This is a genomic window from Rhizobium sp. G187, assembly GCF_051549525.1.
Classification (GTDB): Bacteria; Pseudomonadota; Alphaproteobacteria; order Rhizobiales; family Rhizobiaceae; genus Allorhizobium.
In genome coordinates this window covers 394,447-421,355 of sequence record NZ_JBPUGM010000004.1, presented here as the reverse complement: position 1 = coordinate 421,355, position 26,909 = coordinate 394,447, and the positions used below count along the sequence as shown (strand labels likewise).

The following is a 26,909-nucleotide window of genomic DNA, read 5'->3' as shown; positions in this document are numbered from 1 at the left end:
AGGTAACAGGATTTTTGTTATGTGAGGTCTTATCGGCGCCGCTCATGCGGTCGCAGGAGCTCAGCCGCGAAGGCTCGCAAGCGCCCCTTGGATGCGCGCAAAAAACCGTGCCGGCAGACGCTTGTGGTCCTGCAGCACGATAAACTGGTTCGCGAGGCATCCGAATTTCGATCCCATGAGACGCTTTCTATCAGATCTCCGTTTTTCCGGCAATCGGGCCGCTGCCGGCATATGACAAACAATTGTCATATGGAATTCGCGCAAACATGCTTCATCGTGTTGAGCTTAAGCATAGTTTGGGAACGCCGCCTGCCATGAATGACGAGATCAATCGCATCAAGAACGAGATCATCGACAGCTTCGACGAGGAGCTGGAGCAGCAGATGGAGGAAGACCGGCTGGACGAGCTGGTTGCCGACGGGCTGTCCGAGCCGACGATTGATCGCCGGATCTACTTCCGCGAACTGTTTCGTCTTCAGCATGAATTGGTTCGGCTGCAGGATTGGGTGCAGTACAAGAAGCTGAAGATGATTGTGCTCTTCGAAGGCCGCGATTCCGCCGGCAAGGGCGGCGCCATCAAGCGCGTCACCCAGCGTCTTAACCCCCGCGTCTGCCGGGTCGTGGCGCTTCCGGCGCCAACCGAGCGTGAGCGCAGCCAGTGGTATTTCCAGCGCTATGTCCAGCACCTGCCGACAGCTGGCGAAATGGTGCTGTTCGACCGCTCCTGGTACAACCGCGCCGGTGTCGAACGGGTCATGGGTTTCTGCACGCCCGACGAACTGGAGGAATTCTTTCGCTCCGTACCGGAATTTGAGCGCATGCTCGTGCGTTCCGGCATCATCCTCGTGAAGTACTGGTTCTCGATCACCGACGAGGAGCAGGAATTCCGCTTCCAGATGCGCATCAACGATCCCTTGAAGCAGTGGAAGTTGTCACCCATGGACCTCGAAAGCCGCGTCCATTGGGAAGACTATACCCGCGCCAAAGAAGAGATGCTGGAGCGCACGCATATCCCTGAGGCCCCCTGGTGGGTGGTACAGGCCGTCGACAAGAAGAAGGCGCGGCTCAACATGATCGCCCATCTCCTGTCGCAGATCCCTTACGAGCATGTGCCGAAGGAAACGATCGAGTTGCCGGCTCGCGTCCGCGGGGCGGATTACATCCGCCACCCGGTCCCTGAGGAGATGTATGTCCCGGAGAGATATTGAGTGAGGTCTGTCTGCTTAGCGCGGGTTTCGGGACCGCATGCGTTTCTCGAAACCGCGTAGCAGGAGCGAGAGGCCGATGGTCAGTACAAGGTAGACATAGGCCACAATCGAATAGGTTTCGAAAAACCGGAACGAGCCTGAGGCGTAGACCTTGGCCATCTGGGTGATGTCGGCCACGCCAAGCACCGAGACGAGGGACGAGTCCTTCACCATGGCGACGAAGTCGTTCGATAGCGGCGGGAAGACAACCCGGATTGCCTGCGGCAACACAATCAGGCGAAAGCGTTGCGTGCGGGAAAGGCCGAGCGCCTTGGCCGCTTCGATCTGCCCTTTATCGATCGACTGGATGCCAGCCCGGAAAATCTCGGCGATGAAGGCCGAATAACCAATCGTCAACGCAATGATCGCGCGCCACATCAGCGAGATGTCGCGAACCACCATCGGCTCGGCAATGCCAGCGGACACCAGGGGTGTGGTTATGAGATTGTAGAGCGCGACGAAGGCTGGCGCGCCGACAAAGGCGATGTAAAACAAGAGCACGAGGATCGGGATGCCGCGCACCACTTCGACATAGAAGCGGGCGACCTGGCGGAGCACAACACTGTCCGCCATGCCGAGAAGGGCGATGCCAAGGCCGAGGCTGGATGCCAGCGCAAAGCCGACAAGGGTCACGAAGACGGTGACGCCGAGGCCCTTCGCCACGGTGGCAAAGACCTGGGCATAAAGCTCACTGACGAAAATGACGACGCCGAGGGCAAGTGCCAGCACGACGAAGGCGACCAGCCACCATGGCCGGTCGCCCTTCTGATTGCCCTCAGGCAGGGTCTGGAATGTCATGCTGGTATGCCGCCGCTGAGATCGCAGGCCTGCGCGAATCTCATTGGCCCATCTTGTAGTCGAGGAACCACTTCTTGTTCAGCGCATCGAACGTACCGTCCGCCTTCATCGCGGCGATGGCTGCGTTGACCGGTGCAACAAGATCGGAGCCCTTGGGGAAGATGAAGCCGAAGTCCTCGGAACCGAGCGGCCCGCCGATCAGCTTCAGGCCGCCATTCGAGGTATCGACATAGCCCTTGCCGGCCGTACCATCGGTCAGAACGACGTCCACGTCCCCGGTCTTCAGCGCCTGAACGGTTGCACCGAAGGTCTCGAACAGCTTGATGCGCGGGTTCTGCTCATTGCCATCAAGGATTTCATAGACGGCCGTGTAGAATGGCGTTGTGCCGGGCTGTGCGCCAACAAGACCGTCGGTGAATGCGCCAAAGCTCTTTGCGTCGGTAAAGCGGCTTTCGTCGCCGCGCACCAGCATGAACTGCTCGGAGCGCATGTAGGGGTCGGAGAAGTCGACCTTTTCCTTGCGGTCTTCCTTGATGGTGATGCCGGTCATGCCAATATTGTACTGTCCGTCCGAGACGGCCTGTATCATCGCATCCCACGATGTGTTCTGGTACTCGATCTTGGCATTCAGCCGCTTGGCGATCTCGTTCATCGCATCATATTCCCAGCCGATCTGTTCGCCCGACTTGGGGTCTACGAATTGCAGCGGCGGGTAGGCATTTTCCGTCACCACGACAATGTTCTTGCCGCCGAGGTCCGGCAGGCCTTGGGCAACGGCGGCGAAGGGCAAGAGCGCGAGGGTCGACAGACCAGCGAGGATGGTGCGGCGAAACAGCATGGAGATCTCCCGAAATATGGCAGTGCACACTGTCACATCTCGTTCGGTACTGGCAAGGGAGGCGCGCTCTGGTCGTGATGCAGGGGAGGGGGCCAAGGCAAGGTGCCGAGGCCCCGGTCCGGTCGTCAGAAGGATGCGGTCTTGGGGTCGGGGCCGATCCGTGCACTTGACGTGTCGAGCCCATCCAGGGCTTCGAGATCATCCGCCGAAAGCTTGAAGTCGAAGACGTTGAAATTCTCGGTAATGCGCGACGGCGTGACCGATTTCGGGATGACCACAAGGCCGTTGTCGATATGCCAGCGGATGATCACCTGTGCCGGCGTGCGGTCAAGACGCGCTGCGATCTTGCCGATCACCGGATGATCAAGCAGCTTGCCCTGACCAAGCGGGCTCCAGGATTGCGTGGCGATCCGGTGCTTCTCGTGGAAGGCGCGCGCCTCGCGCTGCTGGAAATCAGGATGCAATTCGATCTGGTTGATGACAGGCACCACACCCGTCTCGCCGATGATCTTTTCCAGATGCTCGGGATAGAAGTTGGACACGCCAATCGATTTCACCCGCCCCTCTTCCTTCAGCTTGATGAAGGCTTTCCAGGTTTCGAGGAAAAGGCCGCGATGGGCGGATGGCCAGTGGATGAGGTAAAGGTCGACATAGTCGGTGCCTAGCCTCTTCAGGCTCGCTTCAAAGGCCTTGAACGTCTGGTCATAGCCCTGATCGGTGTTCCAGAGCTTGGTGGTGAGAAAGATCTCGCTTCGGGCAAGGCCGGACCGGCGGATCCCTTCGCCAACGCCTTCTTCGTTTTCATAGACGGCTGCCGTGTCAACATGGCGATAACCGGCATCGAGCGCGGCCTTGACTGCAGGGGCGGCTCCGTCATTCGGTGTCTGCCACACACCGAGGCCCACCTGGGGAATACGGTTGCCGTCGTTGAGGGCGATGTAGAGTTGTTCGGACATGGGTGGAAACTCCCGGAATTCTTGAGCTGCGGCCGAGGCCGGGCGCATTGCGGAATGGTCATGTGAGGGCGCTGCAATTCTGCTGCGCGGCCATAGCCTTACTTAGGCTGCCGGTCTTCGATGAAAAGACAGCGCGTCTGCAATTCCGCTGAAGCTTCGGTCAAAGAACCTGAAGTCGCGTGTCTGTTCCCAGATATGGCAACAGGCGCTGCATGTCGCGTGGACGGATCGCGACGCAGCCTTCAGTGGGTGTGTAGCCCGGCCGGGCGATGTGAAAGAAGATTGCCGAACCGCAGCCGCGTTTGCGCATGCGGATGTTCCAGTCCATGACGATGACGAGGTCATAGAGTTCGTCCGCTCGCAACAGCTGTTCGTGACTTGCGGAAAAAGGTGCGCGGACGGGGCGATTGTAGGCCGGATGGCGGGACGCGTCGCACCAGAGCATATCGGCCCGTATTTCCGACACTGGCAGTGTTGTTCTGGCAGTACCAGTCCCGCATCCTTTCCGGTAGCCATAGAGCAAGCGCATGCTGCCGATGGGTGTTGCGCCGTCGCCCTCGCGCTTGCGGCTCGTGGTGCCGCTGCGGCCCAATGCGGTACGAATGCGCAATGGGCCTGCCTGCAATATTCCCTGGCTGCGATTGCCGGGCGCGGTCCGCACCAGCAGTTGCTTCAGTCTTGATCCGGGTTTCTTCTTTGTCTGCCGCGTTTGGCTCACGACTTTTTGCCTTGTTCGTGAAGAATGTTGTATTCATAGCACTTCAAACGACCGGGCGAAGACTTACATGTCGCACGTCCGGGCAACAAGACCTCGGGCGACAGGTCAGCTGGAAGGATGATGGATGACGACGCGGACCATTCTGCTCGTGGATGACGACGACGACCTGAGGCAGATCCTCGTCGAGCAGCTTTCGCTCTACGACGAGTTTTCGCTGATCCAGGAGAGCACGGCGACCACGGCCATGCAGGCCGTGAAGACAGGCCAGATCGATCTTCTGATCATGGATGTCGGCCTGCCAGATATGGATGGTCGCGAGGCCGTGAAACTCTTGCGCAAAGGCGGCTTCAAGGCGCCGGTGATCATGCTGACCGGTCATGATACCGATTCCGATACGATTCTCGGCCTTGAGGCGGGTGCGAATGACTATGTCACCAAGCCGTTCCGTTTCGCCGTGTTGCTTGCACGTATCCGCGCCCAGCTGCGCCAGTTCGAACAGAGCGAAGACGCCACGTTCGGCGTCGGCCCCTACACCTTCAAGCCCAGCCAGAAGCTTCTGACCACCGAAGAGGGCAAGAAGATCCGGCTGACGGAGAAGGAGTCGGCGATTATCCGTTATCTCTATCGGGCAGGCCAGAAGGTGGTCACGCGCGATGTGCTGCTCGAAGAGGTCTGGGGTTACAATTCCGGCGTGACGACGCATACGCTCGAAACCCATGTCTACCGCCTGCGCCAGAAGATCGAACGCGATCCTTCGAATGCGGAAATCCTGGTGACGGAAAACGGCGGCTACAAGATCGTTCCCTGAGCCATTCCGGCAGGCTTTCGACTGAGACGGGGATGAGATGCGACCGAGGGTCGTTTCTCTCCCCGTTTTGCGTTAGGACTGTCGCTCAAGGGCAGCCGGCATGCGCATGACGCCAGCCGCGACGAGCGCAAAAGAGGGTCCATCATGGCATTGAGCGAGGATATCGAGCTGCTTTCGGCGCTGCCGCTCTTTTCGTCGCTGGAAAAGGACCAGGTCAAGCTCATCGCCTTCGGCGCGGAACATCGCGTGGTGGGCCCAGGTGAAGCGCTGTTTCGCGAGAAAGCGCCGGCTGACTGCGCCTATGTCGTCGCCCGCGGCAGGCTCGACCTTTACGTGATGGGTCGTGGCAACCAGCCCTACAAGCAGGCCTCTGCGGGTCCTGGCGTCATGTTGTCGGAACTGGCGCTTGTGACAATGGTCGAGCGCAAGTACACGGCCATCGCTGCCACGGAAACCGATGTGCTGCGCCTGACCCGCGCCATCTTTCATCGCCTGCTTGAGGAATATCCGCCCATGGCCCGTCTTGTTCAGGACCGGATCAAGCAGACGCTGGGCGAACTCATCGAGGGTGCTGCAGCGCTCGGCTCGAGATTTGATTGATCGCTGGCTATATATCGCCTGCTATCAATCCTTGAAGTGGGCCGTGACGGGCACGTGGTCCGAGGGTTGCTGCCAGCCCCGGGCTTCCTTCAGCACATCGACGCGAGACAAGAGCGGTGCCAGATCGCGTGATGACCAGATATGGTCGAGGCGACGGCCGCGATCGGCGGCTTCCCAATCCTTGGCTCTGTAGCTCCACCAGGTGTAGAGCTTTTCCGAGGCCGGCACATGCTGGCGCATCAGGTCGACCCAATTGCCTTGGCGCATGACTTCGGTCAGGCCTTCGGTTTCGACAGGTGTATGGCTGATGATCTTGAGCATCTGCTTGTGCGACCAGACGTCGTGCTCCAGCGGTGCAATGTTCAGGTCGCCAACAAGGATCGCGCCTGTCCCAGGCTCTGCATCGGCCGACAGCGCCTTCATCTCCTCGACGAAATCCAGCTTGTGGCCGAACTTCGGATTGATCTCGCGATTGGGTTCGTCGCCGCCGGCCGGAACATAGAAATTGTGCAGGCGTATGCGCCGCCCGTTCCAGGAAAAGATTGCCGAGATGTGGCGGCTGTCGCCAACCCCGCAATAGTCCTGGCGGTGATCTTCGGCGAGCGGCAGTTTCGAGCATATCGCCACGCCGTGATAGCCCTTTTGGCCATGAATGACGATGTTGGAATAGCCGAGGGCCTGGATGTCCTCCATCGGAAACTGGTCATTCTGGCACTTGATTTCCTGCAGGCACAGGATATCCGGGTTCACGCGCGCCAGGAGGTCTTTCACGATCGGCAGGCGAAGCCGGACCGAGTTGATATTCCAGGTGGTGATGGAAAGCGTCATGTGAAAATCCCCGATGCCTCGGCGGTTCTAGGGGATTTGATGGGCCCTGAACAGGAAAAGGCGGCAGACCCCGAGGTCATGCCGCCTTTCTCCACAGATCAGGGCTGGCCGCCGATCAATCAGCCGCCGCGCTTCTGTCCGTGCACTTCGGCATAGGGGATCTCGAAGACGCTCGGATCGAATTGCACGCCGCTCTGGACGTTGAAGATCATGACCGATGTATCCTTCTTCTGGACATCGGTGATTGTCCACTGGCGCAGTTCGAAGCTCTTCGGGTCGAACATCAGTGTGATGGTGGAGTCGCCGAAGATCGTGCGGTCGCCGAGGACAATGGTTGTCAGATCCGCTTCCTGCTTTACATCGCGCACCAGCTTGTTGCCCAGATCGATGCGGTCGGCCAGCAGCAGGCTGAGCGGTGTCTTGCTGAGCGGATAGATGTCCCAGGTCTTCAGCTTGGAATTGCCGATGACGACGTTCTTGCCGTCAGAAATCACCCGCATCGGCGATGGCTTTTCATAGTTGAAGCGCAACTTGCCCGGTCGCTCGATGAAGAACTTGCCGCCCGTCTGTTCGCCGCGTGGGCCGAATTGGACAAACTCGCCCGTCATCGTCTTCACGCCTGAGAAATGGTCGGCGATCTGCTGGGCGGCCTCTGTGGTCGCCGCGAAAGCTGGCAGCGGCAGGGCAGCGCAGGCCATGAAGGCGGCGGTACCCAGCACGAACTGGCGGCGGCTGGCCAGCACCGGCATCCGGGCATCAGTCTTGTGTGTCATGTGGTACTCCTTGAATTGCTGAGGGTTTCCCCCAAAAACGCGGCGGCTTCATGGCCATATTGCCGTCATTGCTGCGGCAACTCGTCCGGGCCCCGCCTTGTTCCATCGGGGAAAAATCGCGCCCTCACATGTCGTTTTCCGTGGGCACGAGGATTTCGCGTTTGCCGGCGTGGTTGGCGGGTCCGATGATCCCTTCCTTTTCCATGCGCTCGATCAGCGAGGCGGCGCGGTTGTAGCCGATGCCGAGGCGGCGCTGAACATAGGACGTTGAGGCCTTTCCATCGCGCAGAACGATCGCCACTGCCTGATCGTACGGATCGTCGGACTCGCCCAAATTGGAGGTTCCGGCCGGACCGCCACCTTCTTCACCGTCCTCGTCGTCAATGGTGATCGCTTCGAGATATTGCGGCGACCCTTGCGTCTTCAGGTATGCCACGATTTCTTCGACTTCCTGGTCGGAGACGAAGGGGCCGTGGACGCGCTGGATGCGCCCGCCGCCCGCCATATAGAGCATGTCGCCCATGCCAAGCAGTTGTTCTGCTCCCTGCTCGCCCAGGATCGTGCGGCTGTCGATCTTGGAAGTGACCTGGAAGGAAATGCGTGTCGGGAAGTTGGCCTTGATTGTGCCGGTGATGACGTCCACCGAGGGGCGCTGGGTTGCCATGATCACATGAATGCCGGCCGCGCGCGCCATCTGCGCGAGGCGTTGGACGGCCCCTTCGATGTCCTTGCCGGCCACCATCATCAGGTCTGCCATTTCGTCGATGATCACGACGATGTAGGGGAGGGGCTGCAGGTCGAATTCTTCCGTCTCGTAGACCGCCTCGCCGGATTGCCGATCGAAGCCGGTCTGCACGGTCCGCGTCAGAACCTCACCCTTTTCCAGGGCCTGGGCGACGCGCGTGTTGAAACCGTCGATATTGCGCACGCCGATCTTCGACATCTTCTTGTAGCGCTCTTCCATCTCGCGCACGGTCCATTTCAGCGCGACGACGGCTTTCTTGGGGTCCGTGACAACAGGCGAGAGCAGATGCGGGATGCCGTCATAGACGGACAGTTCGAGCATCTTCGGGTCGATCATGATCAGGCGGCACTGCTCCGGCGTCATCTTGTAGAGGAGCGACAGGATCATGGTGTTGATCGCCACTGACTTACCCGAGCCGGTGGTACCGGCGACGAGAAGATGGGGCATTTTGGCCAGGTCGGCCGTGACCGGTTCGCCGCCGATCGTTTTGCCCAGCGCCATGGCGAGCTTCGCCTTGTTGCTGTCGAAATCCTTGGAGCCGATCAATTCACGCAGATAGACCGTCTCGCGCTTCTGGTTGGGAAGTTCGATGCCGATTGCATTGCGGCCGGGAACGACAGCGACGCGGGCGGCAATTGCGCTCATCGAGCGGGCAATGTCATCGGCGAGGCCGATAACGCGGGACGACTTGATGCCCGGTGCCGGTTCCAGTTCGTAGAGGGTGACGACAGGCCCGGGGCGGACGTGGATGATCTCACCCTTGACACCGAAATCGTCGAGCACGCCTTCCAGCAGGCGCGCATTGTGCTCAAGGGCTTCCGCCGAAAGGGTTGCATCGCGGGTGACGGCGCGGGGTTCGGCCAGAAGCTGGATCGAGGGCAGTTGGAATCCGTCCGTCCCGACACGCGCGCTGCCAATGTCAGCGCGGGGGCCGGGTTTCGGACGCGATGCCGAAGGTGCCACCCGGCCAGAAGCGCCAAGTTTGCGGGATGGGGCTGCGCGGCCGTCGTCATCCGAAAGAATGCCCGCCGGCCTTGGCATGTCGTCAAGATCGAAGTCGTCGTCGAAATTGGATCCCTGCAGGGAAGGAGCCGCCACGATTGAGCGCCCAGGGGCCGGGCCGTCCAGGGAGGGCTCGACGCGGGCGCTGAATGGCACGGACTTGGCGCGGGTTGGCTCGTTCAGGAGGCTGAATTCATCATCGTTGAAGTCATAGGGCTGTTCGAAGTCGCGATGGTTGCGCTCCTTCGGCTTCAGGCCAAAGAGACGGCGGATGCGGGCGCGGGTCGTATACCAGTTGTGGGTGGCGGCGCCGATGGCAAGCGCAATCGCACCCTCGCTTTCTTCATCGTCGCTCTCGTCATCGGCGGCGCGCGCGACAGTCTTTGTCTGTGTTGCCGTCGCGGCGGGCTTCTGGTCAATGCGCTCGGCGGGCTCGACTGGAGCCTTTCCGATGATGCCGGCGGCAAAGAGAAGTAGCCAGACCGCAGGCACCGCCAGTATGCCGCCCAGAACCATGGCAAAAGTGGATGTTGGGTAGGCGCCGATGAAAAGGGCCGGGAAACGCAGGATCAGGTCGCCGAGCACGCCGCCGGTTCCGCTGGACAGCGGCCATGTTGCGGGTGGTGGGAAGCAGCCGATCATGGCCGCGCTGACCAGCGCACCGACAAGCCATGCCGAGAGCCTGGCTGGGACGCGCGAGAAACGCCGTGCGCCGATCAACGCAAAGGACCACGCCAGCACGGGCAGGAGTGCGAGCAGGCTTCCAAGGCCGAAGAACTGCATCATCAGGTCGGCAAAGACGGCTCCGCTCAGCCCCATGATGTTGGTCGGTGCATTTTCTGTTGCATAAGACAGGCTGGGGTCGGACACGTTCCATGTCGCAAGGGCAGCGACGGCGGCCACGAGCAACAGAAACAGACCGAAGCCGGTCAAGGCGAGGAATTGCCGCCAGACGAATGTCGTCAGCACGAAACGGGTCGGTTGATCCTCGATGGCGGCGTTGCCTCGTGTCATTGTCTCTGCCTTGCTTTCCGGTGGTCCTGGCGAGGATGTCAGGGGCCGAATCTGGCCATGATGTGGCGCAGACCCTACATGAGGCATGGTTAATGGCCGTTTAACCATGCGCTGTGGCCTCCGGGTGACGAAGGGGCGGCAAACAAAGCAAAACGCCCGGACCTTTCGATCCGGGCGTTGTCTCGTGGTTGAACGGCAGATCTTGCCGGTGATCAGTTGTGGTAGGCGGCTTCGCCGTGCGAGGCGAGATCGAGACCTTCGCGCTCGGCTTCGATCGGCGCACGCAGACCGATGACCACGTCGACGATCTTGTAGAGGATCGCCGAGATGATGCCGCACCACAGGATGGTGACGACGACAGCCTTCAGCTGGTTGAAGACCTGGGCGGCCGTGCCGGCATAGGTCGCTGCGAAGTCGGCCGTCGAGTAATCGACGATGCCGGCGCCGCCGAGGGCCGGGTTGACGAAGACGCCGGTCAGCAGCGCGCCGACGATGCCACCCACGCCGTGGATGCCGAAGACGTCAGCCGTGTCGTCGTAGCCGAACTTGTTCTTCACGGTCGAGCAGAAGAAGTAGCAGACCGGGGAGACAATGAGGCCCATGACGATCGCGCCCATCGGGCCGGCGAAGCCTGCAGCCGGGGTAACGACGACGAGGCCGGCAACAGCGCCCGAGACGGCGCCAAGCATGGAGGCCTTGCCGCGGGCGAAGGTTTCAACCAGCGACCAGGACAGAAGTGCTGCGGCGGTTGCCAGGAAGGTGTTGATCATGGCGAGTGCGGCATAACCATTGGCTTCGAGGTTCGAGCCGGCGTTGAAGCCGAACCAGCCTACCCACAGAAGGCCTGCGCCGATCAGCGTCATGGTCATCGAGTGCGGAGCCATCATGTCCTTGCCGTAGCCGGTACGCTTGCCGACCATGATTGCACCAATGAGACCTGCAATGCCGGCATTGATGTGGACGACGGTGCCGCCTGCGAAGTCGATGGCGCCAAAGCCGAAGATCAGGCCCGACGGATCGGCATAGGCGCTCGGGCCGCCCCAGAACCAGACCATATGGGCGATCGGGAAATAGACGAAGGTGAGCCACAGAGCCGAGAAGAGGATGACGGCCGAGAACTTAACGCGTTCTGCGAAGGCGCCGATGATAAGGCCCGGGGTGATGGCGGCAAAGGTCATCTGGAAGCAGACGAAGACCAGTTCCGGAATAGCAACGCCCTTGGAGAAGCTCTCGGCCATGGTCGTGACATCCACGCCGGCCAGGAACATCTTGGAGAAGCCGCCGACATAGGAGTTCAGGCCGCCGCCGTTGGTGAAGGCAAGCGAGTAGCCGTAGACGACCCAGAGGATCATGGCGAGTGCAGCGATGGTGGTAACCTGCATGAGCACGGACAGCATGTTCTTGGCGCGGACAAGGCCGCCGTAGAACAGGCCGAGGCCCGGCACGGTCATCAAGAGGACCAGCAGGGCCGAAACGAGCATCCAGGTGGTATCACCCTTGTCGACTGTCATGGCTGGTGCTGCTGCGGCGGCTGCATCCGCAACGGCTGGTGCAGCTTCCTGGGCGAATGCGACGACCGGCGCCAGCACGGCTGCCGATGCGGCGCCCAAGCGCACGAGATTGGTGTTAAACTTGGCAAGTGACATCAGTAACAACTCCCCTAACAGCCGTTCTTACAGAGCTTCGGTATTGGTTTCGCCGGTGCGGATACGCACGGCCTGATCGATCGCATAGACAAAGATCTTGCCGTCGCCGATCTGGCCGGTCTTCGCGGCAGCTGCGATGGCTTCGACGGCCTTGTCGGCCAGTTCGGACGATACAGCGATCTCGATTTTCAGCTTCGGCAGAAAGCTCACCGCATATTCGGTGCCACGGTAGATTTCCGTATGTCCCTTCTGGCGGCCATAGCCCTTGACCTCGGTTACGGTCAGACCCTGGATCCCCACAGCCGTCAGGGCCTCGCGTACCTCGTCCAGCTTGAACGGCTTAATGATAGCCATCACAATTTTCATCTGGTTTCCCATCCTTTGCTTGTCCTCGGCTTAAGGCCGACTCTCCTTGACGCCAGCGGGAAGTTTCGCTCAGCGACCGAAGTTAGACATTCAAAAGGCGTGCCAGATTCGACGCGTTACATAAGTTATTGAATTATAAAGATTATGTCTGGAGTATCCATAAAACGGGCAAATGAATGCCCATTAAGCGCACAAATAGTGCGCATTTTCGCCGCAATGATGTTTTTTTAATCATTTGCCCGTTTGCGGATCAGGCCTTCCTGCGCCACGGAAGCAATGAGGCTGCCATCGCGCGAAAAAATGCTGCCGCGGGTCATCCCGCGGGCACCTGCGGCGCTGGGGCTGTCCTGCGTGTAGAGGAGCCAGTCATCCAGGCGGCAGGGGCGATGGAACCACATGGCGTGGTCCAGGCTTGCCACTTGCAGCGCGGGGTCGAATATGGATGTGCCATGGGCATAAAGCGATGTGTCGAGCAGCGTCATGTCGGAAAGATAGGCCAAGATCGCTGACTGATAGTGCCGTTCGTCAGGCACCAGCCCTGCGGCTTTAACCCATATATGGGCCACCGGGTCGAGCTTCTCATCCGAGAGATAGTGCGTGAGCGACACGGGCCTAATCTCGATTGGTCGCTCACGGCCCCAGTATTTCTTCACCGTCTCCGGTGCCTTGGCCAGAAAGACCTCGCGGAACTCCTTCTCGCCCATCAGCGTCTCAGGGTCTGGTACCTTCGGCAGGCCGATCTGATGGTCGAAGCCCGGTTCCTCGACCTGGAAGGAGGCCGACATCGAGAAGATCGCCTTGCCGTGCTGGATGGCGACGACGCGCCGCGTGGTAAAGGATGCACCATCACGGATGCGTTCAACCTGGTAGACGATCGGGATGGACGGATCGCCGGGCCGCATAAAATAGGCATGCAGGGAATGAACGATGCGGTCAGCCTCGACACAACGCTGCGCCGCCATCAGCGCCTGGGCAATTACGAGGCCACCGAACACGCGCTGCCAGCCATTTTGCGGGCTGCTGCCACGAAACAGGTTTTCCTCCAGCTTTTCCAGATCGAGCCGATCGATCAGGTCCTGCATGGCCTTGGTCTGTCCGTGTGGCTGCGACATAATGCATGGCTCCGCGTGTAGGCACTGGTGGAAGCCTGATCTATATAGGGTGAAGAATGTCTACAAGTGCAAAGGAACCCTCCATGCTGGATGTGCTGGTTGTCGGCGGTGGTTATGTCGGTCTCTCTGTCGCGGTTGCGATCAAGCAGGCGGCGCCCCATCTCACCATCGAGGTGATCGAGGCTGCGCCGGAAGAGGCGTGGAAAAAGGATCCGCGTGCGTCGGCAATTATTTCCGCTGCCACGAAGATGCTCGATGTCTTTGGCCTGTGGGGCCGGATCGAGCCGGACGCTCAGCCGATCAACCGGATGATCGTCACTGATTCGAAAGCGTCGGATCCGGTGCGTCCGGTCTTCCTCACCTTCGACGGGTCGGTTGAGGATGGACGCCCCTTCGCCCATATGATCCCCAATGTCAGCATGGTGGCCGCCTTGCGCGACGCCTGCGCCGAGCGCGGCATTTCAATCCGCCACGGTCTGCGCGCGACCGGCTTCCGCGACATCGGCCCCTCTGCCGAGCTGACGCTTTCGGATGGCAGCATTGTCTCGAGCCGCCTCGTGGTCGCCTGTGATGGTGTGCGCTCGAAACTGCGTGATCTCGCGGGGATCAAGACAGTTACCTGGCAATATGGTCAGTCAGGTATCGTCACCACCGTCGAGCACGAACGCCCGCATGATGGGGTCGCGGAAGAGCATTTCCTTCCAGCCGGCCCGTTCGCCATCTTGCCACTCAAGGGCAATCGCTCCTCGCTTGTCTGGACGGAGCGCACGGCGGATGCTGATCGTCTCGTCGCATCCGACGACCTCCTTTTCGAGGCAGAGCTGGAGCGGCGTTTCGGCCATAAGCTTGGCCAGATCCGGGCGACTGCGGATCGCCGCGCCTTTCCGCTTGGTCTGACCCTGGCCCGTGCCTTCATCGCGCCGCGTCTGGCGCTGGCGGGCGATGCGGCGCATGGCATTCATCCGATTTCCGGCCAAGGGCTCAATCTTGGTTTCAAGGATGTTGCGGCGCTTGCTGAAACCGTCGTCGATGCCGACAGGCTCGGCCTCGACATTGGCTCGGTCAATGTGCTCGAGCGTTACCAGACATGGCGTCGGTTCGACACGTTCCGGATGGGTGTCACCACCGACGTGCTCAATCGCTTGTTTTCTAACGATATCACCCCGATCCGGGTCCTGCGCGACTTCGGGCTCGGTGTCGTTGATCGCATTCCAGCGCTCAAGGGCTACTTCATTCGGGAGGCGGCCGGAACGTCTGCCGGGAATGCACCGCGGCTTCTGGCCGGGCAGTCGATCTGAGACTGCCAGGAAGTGGGTGGGTCGGGCCCACCCGTCTCAAATCGGCATTTCGAGCTTGCGTGCCTCCGAAACCAGCATGATCGGAATGCCGTCACGGATCGGATAAGCAAGTCGCGCCTTTTCCGAAACGAGTTCGTTCTTCTCGCGATCAAGCTTCAGGCTACCGCGGGTGAGCGGACATACCAGCAGTTCGAGCATCTTGATGTCGACCATGCTTGCCGGGTTGTCAGCCATGATGTCGCCTATTGAAGCATCGTGTCGGCATCGCCGAAGGTACGGGCAAGGATGATCTCGGTGATGGCAATCAGTGTTTCCGCGCGGGTCTTCAGGTCTGGCGCCTCCAGCAAGGCCTGCTTTTCCGCAGGACCAAAAGGCGACATCATCGAGAGCGAATTGACCAGGGTGATGTTGGAGGCCCGCTCCACGCTCTCCCAATCGGCTTCCAGCTTGTTCGCCTCCAGATAGGCGCGAAACGCCGCAAGAAGACCTGCCCGGTCCACCTGTGTCTCTTCGTCGCTGCTTGTCAGATCGGAGATGAACGGGGCAATCGAGAAACTGCGGTAGGGTTTGCCGCTGTTCACCTCGTTGAGCAGACGAAAGCGGCAGACGCCAGCCAGCGAAACGATATAGCGACCGTCACCTGTCTCGCTAAAGGATGTGATGCGCCCGATACAGCCGACAGGGGAGAGCGACGTGCGCTCGGGCAGGATGTCCGACTGTACTTCGGTCATTCCCGGCTGGATCATGCCGATCAGCCGATTTCCGGCCAGTGCGTCGTCGAGCATGGCAAGGTAGCGTGGCTCAAACACGTTGAGCGGCAGCTGGCCGCCCGGCAGGAGCAATACGCCGGAGATCGGGAAGACCGGCAGCTTGTCCGGCAGGTCTTCCCCAGTCAGGTATCTGGCATTTCCAACTTGCATCGATGTTCATCCCGTTCGCAGGCGCAGAAGCCTGCCCACTTCCCACTAATGTGGATCGCGCCGGATAAAACTCAAGTCCGGCAGCCCCTCATGAAAAGAGGATCGAAGACAGCTTCCGACGTGCCATGATCGTTGCCGGCTCCTTGGGTCCCCAGACCTCGAAGAACTGCAAAAGCTGCTTTCGCGCGCCGTCGTCCTCGAATGTCCTGTCGCGTTTCATGATCAGCAGCAAATGCTCGGCTGCTTCGTCGCGGCGACCCTCGACATTGCGGATCTTTGCAAGGTTCATTCGAGCGACATGGTCATCGGGGTTCAGCGAGAGCGTATGTTCGAGCGCCACCGGGTCACCAAGCTTGCGCGCTTCCTCAATCTGGTCGAGCCGCTTGTTCTGTGCCTGGATCTCGGGGGCTGCTGCCACTTCTGCCGGCAGGTTGCTCAGCAATTCGCGGGCGCGCTGATGCTGGTTGGCGACAATCATGCATTCCGCCATGCCGGCAAGCGCCTTGCCATTGTCAGGGTCGGCCTGGATGACTGCGGCGAAGAGCTGCGCTGCATGATCGATGTCGCCATTGCCGAGCAGGATTGCGGCCTCTTCCAGGACGGCTGCGATCTCTGCGGCCTGGTCGGCACCTGCGGGGCCTGCGATCTTGTCGATGAAGGCCTTGACCTGGCTCTCCGGCAACGCGCCCATGAAGCCATCGGCCGGACGTCCATCCACGAAGGCGACAACAGCCGGGATCGACTGGATGCCAAGCTGCCCTGGGATCGCCGGGTGATCGTCGATGTTCATCTTCACGAGCTTGACGCGTCCGCCTGCTTCGGCAACGGCCTTTTCGATGATCGGGGTCAATTGCCGGCAGGGGCCGCACCAAGGAGCCCAGAAATCGACGAGAACGGGCTGTTTACGCGATTCCTCCATCACGTCCCTGGCGAAGTTCGCTGTCGTCGTGTCCTTGATCAGCTCGGCCGCCGTCGGCGCCGGCGATTGCGGTTGCGCCGGCGCGCCGCCCAGCTGGGCGCTGGCCGTCATCGTCTGGTTTCCATATCCGCCGTATGGGTTTCCGTAATCGCTCATCTCGCGCGTCTCCCGCCTTGTTTGCCAGCACCCGCTTCAGGCCGGCAGATCCTCTTAAAATCGTATGTCAGCCCGTTACTTTCAAGACAAGCGGCGTGTGGCCAGTTGCTTCCATGAAGCGAAGCAGATCGTCGCGTCCGATCGAGGTGGTGGCGTCGTTGGAAAGCGGGTGGCCGTTGATCACTTCGTGTTGCATCAGGTCGGCGTCAAGCACGAAGGTGACGTTGTTTCCGCTGTCGTTGATTGCGCCGAAGGCCGTCACGGATCCCGGTACAACGCCGAGATATTCCAGAAGCTTTTCCGGCTTGCCGAAGGATACCTTGCTCGCGGCACCAATGATCGTGTGGACTGTCTTTAGGTCCACGGCTGCATTCTCCTCCACCGTCAGAAGGAAGTAGTTGTCCTTCTTGTCCTTGACGAAGAGGTTCTTTGTATGGCCGCCAGGGATCTCGTCGCGCAGCGATACGGATTCCGCCACCGTGAACACCGGCGGGTGGTATTTCGTCTTGTGCGCGATGCCGAGCCCGTCGAGGAAGCGAAAAAGGTCTTCAGCGGTCTTTGGTGCTGCGGTAGCGATTTCGGTGGTCATGGAGAATCCTCTTTTCGGGCTCGATTTGACTGGTCTAGCCGGAACTGATGCCAGAAATAGGCTGGACGCCGACATCTGGCAATCTCGTTTACGGCAAAAAAGCCCGTATTTTCCGTGGTTTGCGCCGGCTCGGCGATCATTTTCAAAATTTTTCGCCTCGAACTGTAATTTCCCTGTTGCATTTGAAAATCGGTTGGGCCATATACCGCCCGTCGCCGCAAGACGGACGGCCCACGATCCAGACACTACCCCAGGATCGCGGTTATGAGCGGGTGTAGCTCAGGGGTAGAGCACAACCTTGCCAAGGTTGGGGTCGAGCGTTCGAATCGCTTCACCCGCTCCATTTTCTTCTTCCAAAGACTGATAGGCATGAAACCGGCACCGCCGGGAAGTCGCCATTGTCGGCCCCGCACGGGGTCTGACCGAGGCCGGCTGCAGGCAACACCCGCAACCGGCAATATCGATCCTCAGCTCTTCGAGAATATATAGTCTGTTTCCTGGCGCAGGATCTCGCCTGGCCGCAGCACGGCGTTCGGGAAGTTCGGCTTGTTGATCGCGTCCGGCCAGATCTGCGTCTCCATGCAGAAGCCGGCAAAGGCGCCGTAACGGCGGCCTTCCAATCCCGGCACGGCAGGCGAGACCTTGCCGCCGGCATAAAATTGCACGCCCGGTTCGGTCGTGGCGATTTCCATGGTCACGCCGGAATTGACGCTGCGGGCAAGGGCCACGCTGCGTTTGCCCATCCGGGCGCTGGAAAAGCAGAAATTGTGATCGTAGCCGAATTGCTGTCCGTCTACGTCAAGGCGAATCGGCCGCATCTCGCGAAAATCGAAGGCCGTGTTCTCGACGGACTTGATTTCGCCGGTCGGGATCAGGCGCTCGTCGACGGGGGTGTAGTGATCGGCGGCAATCATCAGGTCGTGGCCAATGATATCGGGCCTGCCGTCAAGATTGAAATAGGCATGGTGGCAGACATTGGCGATGGTCGGCTTGTCGGTCACGGTCTCATAGATCACCGAGAAGATGCCGCCCGGCTTCAGGGCGAAGGTCGCGCGCGTGCGGGTGGTGCCGGGATAGCCGGCGCGGCCATCGGGATCCTCGATCTCCATGGTCACGCTATCGGCTGTGGTTTCGAGGATCGTCCAGTTCCGCCGGCCCATGCCGTCGGAGCCGCCATGCAGGTGCGTGACGCCTTTTTCATTGAGTTCCAGCTGGTAGTCTCTGCCTTCAAGCGAGAAGCGACCATTGCCGATGCGGTTGGCGCAGCGGCCGGGTGTCGCGCCGAAATAGGGCGAATGGTCGAGATAGCCGGCGAGGTCCTCGAAACCGAGCACCAGCGGTGCGTCATGACCCTCAAGGCGAAGATCCTGCAAAACGGCGCCGAAGGTGAGGATCGATGCCGTCAACCCACCGCCCGAGAGCACCACCTGCTCGACAGCCTCGCCCGTCGGCATCACGCCGAATACCTGCCTTGTCATGTCTTCCTCGCTTTGTCTTTCATGTCCGGCACGCGTGCCGATTTCCTCGCTGCCGTCTCGGTCCACCCGCAGACGAGCGCATTGCCCGCATCGCGACCTCAACGCTTCCGGTGGCGGTCGCTGACCACCGTCAACCTTGAAGGTCCTTGCCGATCTCGGCAAGGTCATAAGGCGTCATCTGGTAGATCTCGTTGATCCAGTTGCCGAACAGCAAATGGGCATGGCCGCGCCAGCGATTGAGCGGCGTCAGCGTGTCGTCATTGTGCGGGAAATAATTGTGCGGCAGCTTGATCGGGATGCCGGCCACCTTGTCGCGAAAGTACTCGTCCCCCAGCGATGTCGAATCATATTCGATGTGGTTGAACATATAGAGGCGGTTTGCCCGCTTCTCCTGGACGAGGCAGACACCCATTTCGTCTGATTCCAGCAGAATGTTGAGGTCCTTGACCTGTTCGATGTCCTTGCGGCGAACCTCGGTCCAGCGCGACACCGGCACCTGGAAGTCGTCGGAAAAGCCGTTCAGATAGACCGACGAGGGCGCCAGGTTGCGGTGACGATAGACGCCGAACGCCTTTTCCTTCAGCGCATGCTTCGGCACTTTGTGGAAATGGTGGATCGCCGCCATGGCACCCCAGCAGACATTCATCGTCGAATGCACATTGGTCTCGGTCCAGTCGAGGATCGCCGCGAGTTCCGGCCAGTAGGTCACCTCCTCGAAGGGCAGTGTTTCGACCGGGGCGCCCGTGATGATGAAGCCGTCGAACTTGCGGTCCTTAACTTCGTCCCAGGTCTGGTAGAACGAGAAAAGATGCTCTTCGGGGGTATTCTTCGCCTTGTGGCCACCGACGCGCACCAGGGTCAGGTCGACCTGCAGGGGCGATGCCCCGATCAGGCGGGCAAACTGGACCTCCGTCTTGATCTTGTTCGGCATGAGGTTCAGCAGGCCGATCTGCAGCGGGCGGATGTCCTGGCGGACAGCCATGGTCTCGGTCATGACCCGCACGCCCTCATTCACGAGGGTTTCAAAGGCGGGCAGTGTGTCTGGAATCCTGATCGGCATGTTACTCTCGACTTTCCTTGTCACGGCGGACACAGCCGCGGAAACAAAAATACCGGCAGCGCAGATCGCTACCGGTCCTCGGAAAGTCTTGATAACTCCCTCGGCCCTTTAGCGACTTATTTTACGTGGCTGCAAGCCGGCCGGCCAAATCACCACGGAACCTTATTCTATTTACGCCTGTCGAGGCGGCGAATCAATGGGGAGCTAAGCGGTCGAGCCGTCATGGCGAAGTTGCGCCTTCGCTCGATGCAGGTCTCATTGGCCCCTGCGTGATCTCGCCGTTCCCGGGTTCAAATGCGAGATAAAGCTTGTATTTCCAACCGGATCTGACAGGCTGTTTCCAACGTTCTTCTTCATGTGTCCGATTGTGAGCGCCCTATCCCTGCGAGGATGGATCCCCGGGTGCGGGACACAACCGACCTTCGCCTTCTACCAGACTTTGCCATCCGACAACCTGTGCCAGCGCTTTTGGTGCACTGACAGTCGGGCTCTTTATCAATCGACGGAAAAATCTGATCCGGCCGGCCACGTGTCCGCCGGAAGTTTATCGTGACCGCGGCCGGACCCGGAGGAGACCCATGAGCAAGCATAAATACGCCATTGGCGACATGATCGTCCTGAAGGACGGTCCTGTCCGTCTCGCCCGTGCAGGTGGTGCCTGCAAAGTGCTCGCCACCCTGCCGGAAACAGGTGGAAGCCGACAATACCGCGTGCGTTTCGACGGGGAGACCTTCGATCGTTGCGTTGCCGAAATCGATATCGATCCGAGCCGCAGCAAGGCATCCGCCCGCGCCCCTGCCACATCCACATTGAAGAAGGAGCAGACATCATGGCTAAAGGCCAGCAGCGTTCGAACCGCGAAGTAAGAAAGCCGAAGCAGGACAAGGCAAAGCCGTCGGCTGCGCCAGTCTCCACCTTCAGCACGCAGATCAAGAGTGCAGAGGCGGCAACGCCGAAGAAGCGCTGATCACACCAGATGCTGGCGGCGAGGAGCGCCGGTTGATGAGGCGGAGGCTGCCTTTCGCGGCCCCGCTCTTCTCGCGGCAGTCTCTTTCCATCCGTCGGATTTCCCATTTTGCATGAAGATCTGCCAGCTTCGCGCACGGCAGTCGGTCTTCCATGATCGCATCGCAGGCTTCGCGACAGCCAGGGCCTGCATAGGAGGGCCGCTTCCCGATGCGGAAGCGCTTTCCCTTCCCCTCCAAGATGCGCTAAGGGCTTGCCATGACCACATCCTCCTTCACCATCCTTCTCGGTGGCACGCTGACCGTCACGGAGCGCCTCAAGGCGTTGACGGCCGGCAGTCGCGTGATTGCCGCCGACGGTGGTATGCGTCATGCCGAGGTGCTCGGCTTGACGCCGGAATTGTGGGTCGGGGATTTCGACAGCAGCGATGCAGCGCTGATTGCCCACTATGCCCGGGTGGAGCGGCGCAGCTATCCCGCTGCCAAGGCGGCGACGGACGGCGAGATCGCCGTTGCCGAGGCGATTGCGCGCGGCGCGACACGGCTGATCTTTGTCGGCGCGCTCGGCGGCGACCGGTCGGACCATGCTCTCCAGCACTATCTCAATGCACTTGGCCTCGTCGAAGACGGTTTCGAGGTGGTCCTGACCTCGGGCGAGGAAGAAGCCTATCCCTTTGTCGAGGAAAGCGAGCTTGCGCTTGAACTGCCCAAGGGTGCGCTTTTCTCCGTGCTGGGCTTCACGGCGCTGACCGGCCTGACGATTCGCAATGCGCGCTACCCGCTCAGGAATTTTTCCCTCGCCTTCGGGTCGTCGCGCACGATATCCAACATCGCCGACGGACCTATCTCCGTCGCGCTCACTCGCGGTCGGGCCATCCTGCTCGCCCGTCCCTATGATTTATCCGGAGCCTGAAGCCTTGGCGCCTCCCATTCTGAAACTCGATGATATCAAGCTTTCCTTCGGCGGCACGCCGCTGCTCGACGGCGCCAACCTGCAGGTCGAACCCGGTGACCGCATCTGCCTGGTCGGCCGCAATGGCTCGGGCAAGTCGACCTTGATGAAAATCGCAGCCGGTCTGGTCGAGGCGCAGTCGGGTGAAGTCTTCCGCCATCCGTCGTCGACGATCCGCTATCTGGAACAGGCACCGGATTTCGACGGCTATGCCACTGTCCAAGCCTATGCCGAATCGGGGCTGGGCCCGAGTGACGATCCCTACCGCGTGACCTATCTGCTCGAGCATCTCGGTCTCACAGGTCAGGAAGACCCCAAACAGCTCTCCGGCGGGGAGGCGCGGCGTGCAGCACTTGCCCGCGTGCTGGCGCCGGAGCCTGATATCCTGATGCTCGACGAGCCGACCAACCATCTCGATCTGCCGACGATCGAATGGCTCGAAGGCGAGCTGTCCAAGAGCCGCAGCGCGCTTGTCCTGATCAGCCATGACCGACGTTTCCTCGAGAAGATCTCGACCGCTACCGTCTGGCTTGACCGCGGTCTGTCGCGCCGCCTGAACCGTGGCTTTGGCCATTTTGAGGAATGGCGTGATCAGGTGCTTGAAGAAGAAGAGATCGAGCAGCACAAGCTTGGCCGCCAGATCGAGCGCGAGGAGCACTGGCTGCGCTACGGCGTGACCGCGCGGCGCAAGCGCAACATGCGCCGCCTCGGCAATCTGCAGGATCTGCGCTCGCAGTATCGCGGCCACAAGGGGCCGACAGGTACGATTTCGGCTGCGATCACTGAAGGCAAGGAAAGCGGCAAGCTGGTCATCGAGGCTGACAAGATCGTCAAGACCTATGGCGACCGCCCGATTGTTGCGCCCTTTTCGATCCGGGTCCATCGCGGCGACTGCATCGGTCTGATCGGACCGAACGGTGCCGGCAAGACGACGCTTCTGAAGATGCTGACCGGCCAGCTTGCCCCGGATGAGGGCGTGGTCAAGCTCGGCACCAATCTCGAGATTGCGGTCCTCGACCAGAAGCGCGAGGATCTCAATCCGGAGGATACCCTCGCCCATTACCTGACAGATGGTCGTGGCGAAAACCTTTTGGTCAATGGTGAGCAGAAGCATGTCACCGGCTATATGAAGGACTTCCTTTTTGCACCGGAACAGGCCCGCACGCCGATCCGCAATCTCTCCGGCGGCGAACGTGCCCGCCTGATGCTGGCCCGGATGATGGCGAAGCCCTCGAACCTCCTCATCCTCGACGAACCGACCAACGACCTCGACATAGAGACGCTCGATCTGTTGCAGGAAATTGTCGCCGGCTATTCCGGCACCGTCATCCTGGTCAGCCATGACCGCGATTTCCTTGACCGCACCGTGACCTCGACCATTGCGCCGGCCAATCCGGAAAACCCCGATGGTCGCTGGATCGAATATGCCGGCGGTTATTCCGACATGCTTGCCCAACGCAAGGGCGTGGAGGATGAACGCAAGCGGGTGGAGAAGGCCGAGCGCGCCAAGGCGCAGGAGGCCTCCGGCGGAAAGCCTGCCGATGGTGGCGGAAAAACCAAGGGCAAGTTGTCCTTCAAGCAGAAGTTTGCGCTCGAAAACCTGCCGAAGGAGATGGAGAAGGCCGAGACGGAAATCGCTGCCCGTGAGGCCAAGATGGCCGATCCCAAGCTCTTCACCAAGGACCCGGCAACCTTCAACAAGCTCGCTGCCGAGCTCGAAAAGCTGCGGGCCGATATCACCCGTATGGAAGAGGAATGGCTGGAACTCGAAATGCTGCGCGAGGAGTTGGAGGGGTAAGGGTCGATCTCAGTCCGCGATCTTCATGCGGACCAGGGCCACATCCACAAGAGCCCGAACCAGCCAGTGAGCAGTATTGCCCACAAGACATAGCCCTTTATGTTCTTGCCATGGGGAAAATTCCAACACTGAGTTTTCTCTTTGTAGAGCCGGAAACTGGCAAGGATCAGAAGACCGATGACCAAGACTGCGAAGAGGGCTTCAGCCATCGGTTGGAGCGCCGTCCAGTCCGGCGTTGACTGTCGTCTTTTCCAGATGCACGGCTCTGGCTCCCGTTGCTGTTGCAAAAGCCATGGAACGGCCAAGATAGATCAGAGTCGTGCCTTGCATGTCTTTCAGCATGTTTGTCAGCCGGCTTTCGGTTTCCGGCTCCAGTCCTTCCAGAACGTCCTGCAACACCAGCCAGCGCGGCTTGCGCAGGAGGATGCTGGCGAAGGCCAGGGACATTTGCTGGTCCTTGTCGAGAATGCGGTCCCAGCGCCCCCGTTCGTCGAGCCTTTTGGCAAAGTCGCCAAGGCCAACGCGGCTTAGTGCATCTTTCATGTCCGCTTCATCAAAACCGGCCGAGGAGGCAGGATAGGCGAGCAGGCTGCGCAGTCGCCCCTCGGGCAGGTAGCCGGTCTGCGGCATGAACACGATATCGGAGTCACCCGATGGCAGCGCAATCCTGCCGCTGCCAAAGGGCCAGAGCCCCGCCATGGCATTGAACAGCAGTTTCCGGTTCACGCCCTGGTCGCCATTCACCATCACGCGGTCTCCCGGTTCGATCACCACGGCTCTTTCCTTCAGCCGGAAGGCGCTTTCATAGGTATCGCCATTGGCCCGGGCGTAGATCTCAAGGTCTTCCAGCCTCAGACGCCCGTCCGTGCTGCGATCCAGTGTCAACCGGCCCGGTCCGCCATGACTCTCTTCCATGCTGGTGAGTGCAGCCCGTAGAACCGTGACGCGCTCCAGTGCCGCCCGCCAGTCGGCGATCGCGCCGAAATTGTCGACATACCAGCGCAGCGCCGAATAGACCTGGGTAAAGGCTGCCGCTGCCATCATCAGACCACCAAACGTGATCGTTCCGGCAAAATAGGCCGGTGACGCAATCAGGATCGGTACGATGATCGCCAGCCAGCCGAAGCCGGCGGTGACCCAGGTCAGATTGGTCAGCGATAGGGCGAGCTGGCGAAGCGTGCCCAGAACGCCGTCCAGCGCCTGGTGGATATGCCGTCGCTCTGTTTCCTCGCCGCGGGAAAGAGCAATTGCCTCCAGGTTCTCATTGGCCCGCATCAGCGAAAATCGCAAATCGGCTTCCCGGGCGTAGCGGTTCGCGTTGAGCTTGGAGAGCGAGCGCCCGACGAGCTGGCTCAGCAGCGAGGCGGCAAGCGCGTAGAGAATGGCGCCCCAGACCATATAGCCCGGAATCTGGAAGCTGGTTTCTCCGATGTGGAAGGTGAACTCGCTCGAAAGTCCCCAGAGCACGCCGATAAAGCTGACCAGCATGATGGTGGCGTTGAACAGGCCGATGGCCAGTGATGTCGTCATCTCAGCCAGCTTGCGGGCATCCTCGTGCAGGCGCTGATCGGGGTTCACCCCGAGCGGGCTCGAGATCGACAGACGATAGGCGCGGGCGCCGGTCAGCCACTGATCGACGACGTCGCGCGACAGGCCTTCGCGCATATAGAGCGACGTCATCTGGTTGAGCCAGGCCTGTACGACGTTCAACACGAGCAGCCCGCCGGCAATCATCGCAAAGGTCTGGAGTTCATTGATGAAGGCTGTGAAGTCGCGCTTTTCCAGCGCGTTGAAGAAGGGGGCATTCCACTGGTTCATCAGCACCGTGCCGTAGACGGTGGCAAGGATGACGGCCACGAGAGCGGCGGCAAAGGCGATGATGCGGTTTCGGACAGACGATTTCCAGAAGCTGTCGAGGGCTATGCGCAGCTGGCGGCTGAAACTGGCCTCGACCTCCGCAATGACACGCTTCGGATCGTTCTTGGTCTTCGACTGCTGAGACATCATGCGTGCAATTCCCGTCTTTCATCCCGGTCTAGCACGCAGCACTTGCCAATTTCCTGACGTTTGGCGTCCTGGGGCGAAATGTCCCCATCTTGCACTCGGCCAAGTGCCGCGCTATTTGCTTGAGTGCTCTAACGGGGTGCCTTCGGTCCATCTGGATCCTTGGCTGAGAGGCAGTCTTGCCAACCCGCGGAACCTGATCCGGTTAACACCGGCGGAGGGATTAGACGCGACGAGATCAGGCGCCCTATCCCGACAGCAACGATATTGAAGGAGGAGGGCGCCATGCGACCCCAGATTACATCCATGTTCCTGCACGGCCTGGCCGCCGCGATCCTTGGTCTCGGCTTCGGCACGTCCGCCCTTGCGGCGGAAAAGACGCTGACCGTTTATACCTATGAGAGCTTCGTTTCCGAATGGGGTCCAGGCCCCAAGGTCAAGGAAGCCTTCGAAAAGACGTGCGGCTGCACGGTCAACTTCGTCGGCGTTGCCGATGGCGTGGCCCTCCTCACCCGGTTGAAGCTCGAAGGTCAGACCTCAAAGGCTGATGTCGTGCTCGGTCTCGATACCAATCTGGTGGCGGAGGCCAAGCAGACCGGCCTGTTTGAGGCGCATGGACTCGATACATCCGCCCTCACTCTCCCGGGCGACGGATTCAAGGATGATACCTTCATTCCCTATGACTACGGGCATTTTGCCGTCATCTACGATACGCAGACCGTCAAGAACCCGCCGAAAAGCCTGAAGGAGCTGGTCGAGGGCGATCCGGCGGAGAAGATCGTGATCCAGGATCCGCGCACCTCGACACCGGGTCTTGGTCTGCTGCTCTGGGTCAAGGCTGTCTATGGCGACGAAGCGCCGGCCGCATGGGCCAAGCTGAAGAACCGTGTCCTGACCGTCACGCCCGGCTGGTCGGAAGCCTATGGCCTGTTCACCAAGGGCGAGGCGCCGATGGTTCTGTCCTACACGACGTCCCCCGCCTATCACATGGTGGCGGAACAAACCGATCGCTATCAGGCCGCTGCCTTCTCTGAAGGGCACTATATCCAGATCGAGGTTGCCGGCCTGATGAAGAATGCGCCGGAAAAGGAGCTTGCCCGTCAGTTCCTCGCCTTCACCCTGACGCCTGCCTTCCAGGACACGATCCCGACCAACAACTGGATGATGCCGGCTGCCGCCACCACCGATCCGCTGCCGGATGCCTTTGGCAAGCTGGTGACACCCGAGGTCACGTTCCTGAAGTCACCCGAAGAGGTGGCGGAGCATCGTCAGGCCTGGATCGATGAGTGGCTCAAGGCCATGACGCTGAACTGAGCGTC

The 26,909-nt window shown here is 60.4% G+C and carries 26 protein-coding genes, 1 tRNA gene and 2 riboswitches; of the genes, 10 read left to right on the top strand and 17 right to left on the bottom strand.

The features are described 5' to 3' along the window. Positions 1-314 precede the first annotated feature (314 nt). Entirely contained in the window at positions 315-1,208 is an 894-nt protein-coding gene (gene ppk2, locus ACSV9I_RS14465) for a polyphosphate kinase 2 (RefSeq protein ID WP_054159158.1), read from the top strand. 15 nt (positions 1,209-1,223) lie between these two features. On the opposite strand, the gene ACSV9I_RS14460 is transcribed toward ppk2, so the two are convergent. From ACSV9I_RS14460 to ACSV9I_RS14445, 4 genes are all read right to left on the bottom strand, one after another. Further along, positions 1,224-2,045, bottom strand: a complete 822-nt coding sequence (locus tag ACSV9I_RS14460; protein ID WP_438329518.1) for an amino acid ABC transporter permease — start codon at positions 2,043-2,045, stop codon at positions 1,224-1,226. Positions 2,046-2,085: 40 nt separating this feature from the next. Further along, entirely contained in the window at positions 2,086-2,883 is a 798-nt protein-coding gene (locus tag ACSV9I_RS14455) for a basic amino acid ABC transporter substrate-binding protein (protein WP_438329516.1), read from the bottom strand. A gap of 125 nt (positions 2,884-3,008) precedes the next feature. Then, entirely contained in the window at positions 3,009-3,839 is an 831-nt protein-coding gene (locus tag ACSV9I_RS14450; protein ID WP_438329514.1) for an aldo/keto reductase, read from the bottom strand. A 160-nt stretch (positions 3,840-3,999) separates the two neighbouring features. Further along, on the bottom strand, positions 4,000-4,557 hold the full coding sequence (locus ACSV9I_RS14445) for a L,D-transpeptidase family protein (protein ID WP_438329513.1): 558 nt from the start codon (positions 4,555-4,557) through the stop codon (positions 4,000-4,002). Between the two features lie 124 nt (positions 4,558-4,681). Here ACSV9I_RS14445 and ACSV9I_RS14440 point away from each other — a divergent pair, with 124 nt between their 5' ends. Continuing rightward, positions 4,682-5,365, top strand: a complete 684-nt coding sequence (locus ACSV9I_RS14440; protein WP_054159155.1) for a response regulator transcription factor — start codon at positions 4,682-4,684, stop codon at positions 5,363-5,365. Positions 5,366-5,509: 144 nt separating this feature from the next. Beyond that, positions 5,510-5,965, top strand: a complete 456-nt coding sequence (locus ACSV9I_RS14435; RefSeq protein ID WP_054159154.1) for a cyclic nucleotide-binding domain-containing protein — start codon at positions 5,510-5,512, stop codon at positions 5,963-5,965. 24 nt (positions 5,966-5,989) lie between these two features. Here ACSV9I_RS14435 and ACSV9I_RS14430 read toward each other — a convergent pair whose 3' ends face one another. The 6 genes from ACSV9I_RS14430 to tesB all read right to left on the bottom strand — a co-directional run bounded on the left by ACSV9I_RS14430 (position 5,990) and on the right by tesB (position 13,451). Then, on the bottom strand, positions 5,990-6,793 hold the full coding sequence (locus ACSV9I_RS14430) for an exodeoxyribonuclease III (RefSeq protein WP_438329510.1): 804 nt from the start codon (positions 6,791-6,793) through the stop codon (positions 5,990-5,992). A gap of 119 nt (positions 6,794-6,912) precedes the next feature. After that, the gene (locus ACSV9I_RS14425) at positions 6,913-7,566 is read right to left on the bottom strand and encodes an outer membrane lipoprotein carrier protein LolA (RefSeq protein ID WP_438329509.1); all 654 of its coding nucleotides are present in this window, start codon (positions 7,564-7,566) and stop codon (positions 6,913-6,915) included. Positions 7,567-7,690: 124 nt separating this feature from the next. Further along, positions 7,691-10,327, bottom strand: a complete 2,637-nt coding sequence (locus tag ACSV9I_RS14420) for a DNA translocase FtsK 4TM domain-containing protein (RefSeq protein ID WP_438329507.1) — start codon at positions 10,325-10,327, stop codon at positions 7,691-7,693. A gap of 212 nt (positions 10,328-10,539) precedes the next feature. Beyond that, positions 10,540-11,973: an ammonium transporter gene (locus ACSV9I_RS14415; RefSeq protein ID WP_054159151.1), complete on the bottom strand. Its 1,434-nt coding sequence runs from the start codon at positions 11,971-11,973 to the stop codon at positions 10,540-10,542. 27 nt (positions 11,974-12,000) lie between these two features. After that, positions 12,001-12,339, bottom strand: coding sequence for a P-II family nitrogen regulator (locus tag ACSV9I_RS14410; RefSeq protein WP_156318603.1), 339 nt, complete (start codon positions 12,337-12,339; stop codon positions 12,001-12,003). A 227-nt stretch (positions 12,340-12,566) separates the two neighbouring features. Continuing rightward, on the bottom strand, positions 12,567-13,451 hold the full coding sequence (gene tesB, locus ACSV9I_RS14405) for an acyl-CoA thioesterase II (RefSeq protein ID WP_054159149.1): 885 nt from the start codon (positions 13,449-13,451) through the stop codon (positions 12,567-12,569). A 56-nt stretch (positions 13,452-13,507) separates the two neighbouring features. Here tesB and ACSV9I_RS14400 point away from each other — a divergent pair, with 56 nt between their 5' ends. After that, positions 13,508-14,749, top strand: coding sequence for a ubiquinone biosynthesis hydroxylase (locus ACSV9I_RS14400; protein WP_082352561.1), 1,242 nt, complete (start codon positions 13,508-13,510; stop codon positions 14,747-14,749). 36 nt (positions 14,750-14,785) lie between these two features. Here ACSV9I_RS14400 and ACSV9I_RS14395 read toward each other — a convergent pair whose 3' ends face one another. The 4 genes from ACSV9I_RS14395 to ACSV9I_RS14380 form a co-directional block, all read right to left on the bottom strand. Further along, complete coding sequence (locus ACSV9I_RS14395; protein WP_054159147.1) at positions 14,786-14,983, bottom strand: Trm112 family protein; 198 nt, start codon at positions 14,981-14,983, stop codon at positions 14,786-14,788. A gap of 8 nt (positions 14,984-14,991) precedes the next feature. Next, a complete protein-coding gene (locus ACSV9I_RS14390) occupies positions 14,992-15,669 on the bottom strand; it encodes an LON peptidase substrate-binding domain-containing protein (protein ID WP_054159146.1) in 678 nt (225 codons plus the stop codon). An 88-nt stretch (positions 15,670-15,757) separates the two neighbouring features. After that, positions 15,758-16,744 carry a thioredoxin gene (gene trxA / locus ACSV9I_RS14385; protein WP_438329505.1) on the bottom strand — a complete coding sequence of 329 codons (987 nt, stop codon included), beginning with the start codon at positions 16,742-16,744 and terminating at the stop codon, positions 15,758-15,760. Positions 16,745-16,811: 67 nt separating this feature from the next. Next, complete coding sequence (locus ACSV9I_RS14380) at positions 16,812-17,333, bottom strand: prolyl-tRNA synthetase associated domain-containing protein (RefSeq protein ID WP_082352560.1); 522 nt, start codon at positions 17,331-17,333, stop codon at positions 16,812-16,814. A gap of 268 nt (positions 17,334-17,601) precedes the next feature. On the opposite strand from ACSV9I_RS14380, the gene ACSV9I_RS14375 reads away from it, so the two are divergent. Next, a tRNA-Gly gene (locus tag ACSV9I_RS14375) sits at positions 17,602-17,676 on the top strand. A gap of 124 nt (positions 17,677-17,800) precedes the next feature. On the opposite strand, the gene ACSV9I_RS14370 is transcribed toward ACSV9I_RS14375, so the two are convergent. Then, on the bottom strand, positions 17,801-18,811 hold the full coding sequence (locus ACSV9I_RS14370; RefSeq protein ID WP_438329504.1) for an aldose epimerase family protein: 1,011 nt from the start codon (positions 18,809-18,811) through the stop codon (positions 17,801-17,803). A 130-nt stretch (positions 18,812-18,941) separates the two neighbouring features. Further along, positions 18,942-19,871: a homoserine O-acetyltransferase MetA gene (gene metA / locus ACSV9I_RS14365; RefSeq protein WP_438329503.1), complete on the bottom strand. Its 930-nt coding sequence runs from the start codon at positions 19,869-19,871 to the stop codon at positions 18,942-18,944. Positions 19,872-19,959: 88 nt separating this feature from the next. Further along, positions 19,960-20,037: riboswitch (SAM riboswitch) on the bottom strand. A gap of 412 nt (positions 20,038-20,449) precedes the next feature. On the opposite strand from metA, the gene ACSV9I_RS14360 reads away from it, so the two are divergent. The 4 genes from ACSV9I_RS14360 (at position 20,450) to ACSV9I_RS14345 (ending at position 23,586) form a co-directional block, all read left to right on the top strand. Beyond that, positions 20,450-20,737: a hypothetical protein gene (locus ACSV9I_RS14360; protein WP_054159143.1), complete on the top strand. Its 288-nt coding sequence runs from the start codon at positions 20,450-20,452 to the stop codon at positions 20,735-20,737. Beyond that, entirely contained in the window at positions 20,701-20,838 is a 138-nt protein-coding gene (locus ACSV9I_RS14355) for a hypothetical protein (protein WP_197278358.1), read from the top strand. The genes ACSV9I_RS14360 and ACSV9I_RS14355 overlap by 37 nt, the downstream gene beginning before the upstream one ends. Positions 20,839-21,095: 257 nt before the next feature. Next, the gene (locus ACSV9I_RS14350) at positions 21,096-21,749 is read left to right on the top strand and encodes a thiamine diphosphokinase (protein ID WP_438329502.1); all 654 of its coding nucleotides are present in this window, start codon (positions 21,096-21,098) and stop codon (positions 21,747-21,749) included. 4 nt (positions 21,750-21,753) lie between these two features. Beyond that, complete coding sequence (locus ACSV9I_RS14345; protein ID WP_438329501.1) at positions 21,754-23,586, top strand: ABC-F family ATP-binding cassette domain-containing protein; 1,833 nt, start codon at positions 21,754-21,756, stop codon at positions 23,584-23,586. Between the two features lie 201 nt (positions 23,587-23,787). On the opposite strand, the gene ACSV9I_RS14340 is transcribed toward ACSV9I_RS14345, so the two are convergent. Continuing rightward, entirely contained in the window at positions 23,788-25,593 is a 1,806-nt protein-coding gene (locus ACSV9I_RS14340; RefSeq protein ID WP_438329499.1) for an ABC transporter ATP-binding protein/permease, read from the bottom strand. A 122-nt stretch (positions 25,594-25,715) separates the two neighbouring features. Further along, positions 25,716-25,830: riboswitch (TPP riboswitch) on the top strand. A 45-nt stretch (positions 25,831-25,875) separates the two neighbouring features. Between ACSV9I_RS14340 and thiB the strand changes: the two genes are divergently transcribed. Next, positions 25,876-26,904 (top strand): thiamine ABC transporter substrate binding subunit, encoded by a 1,029-nt coding sequence (thiB, locus tag ACSV9I_RS14335; RefSeq protein ID WP_438329497.1) that lies wholly within the window; start codon positions 25,876-25,878, stop codon positions 26,902-26,904. Positions 26,905-26,909: the final 5 nt, after the last annotated feature.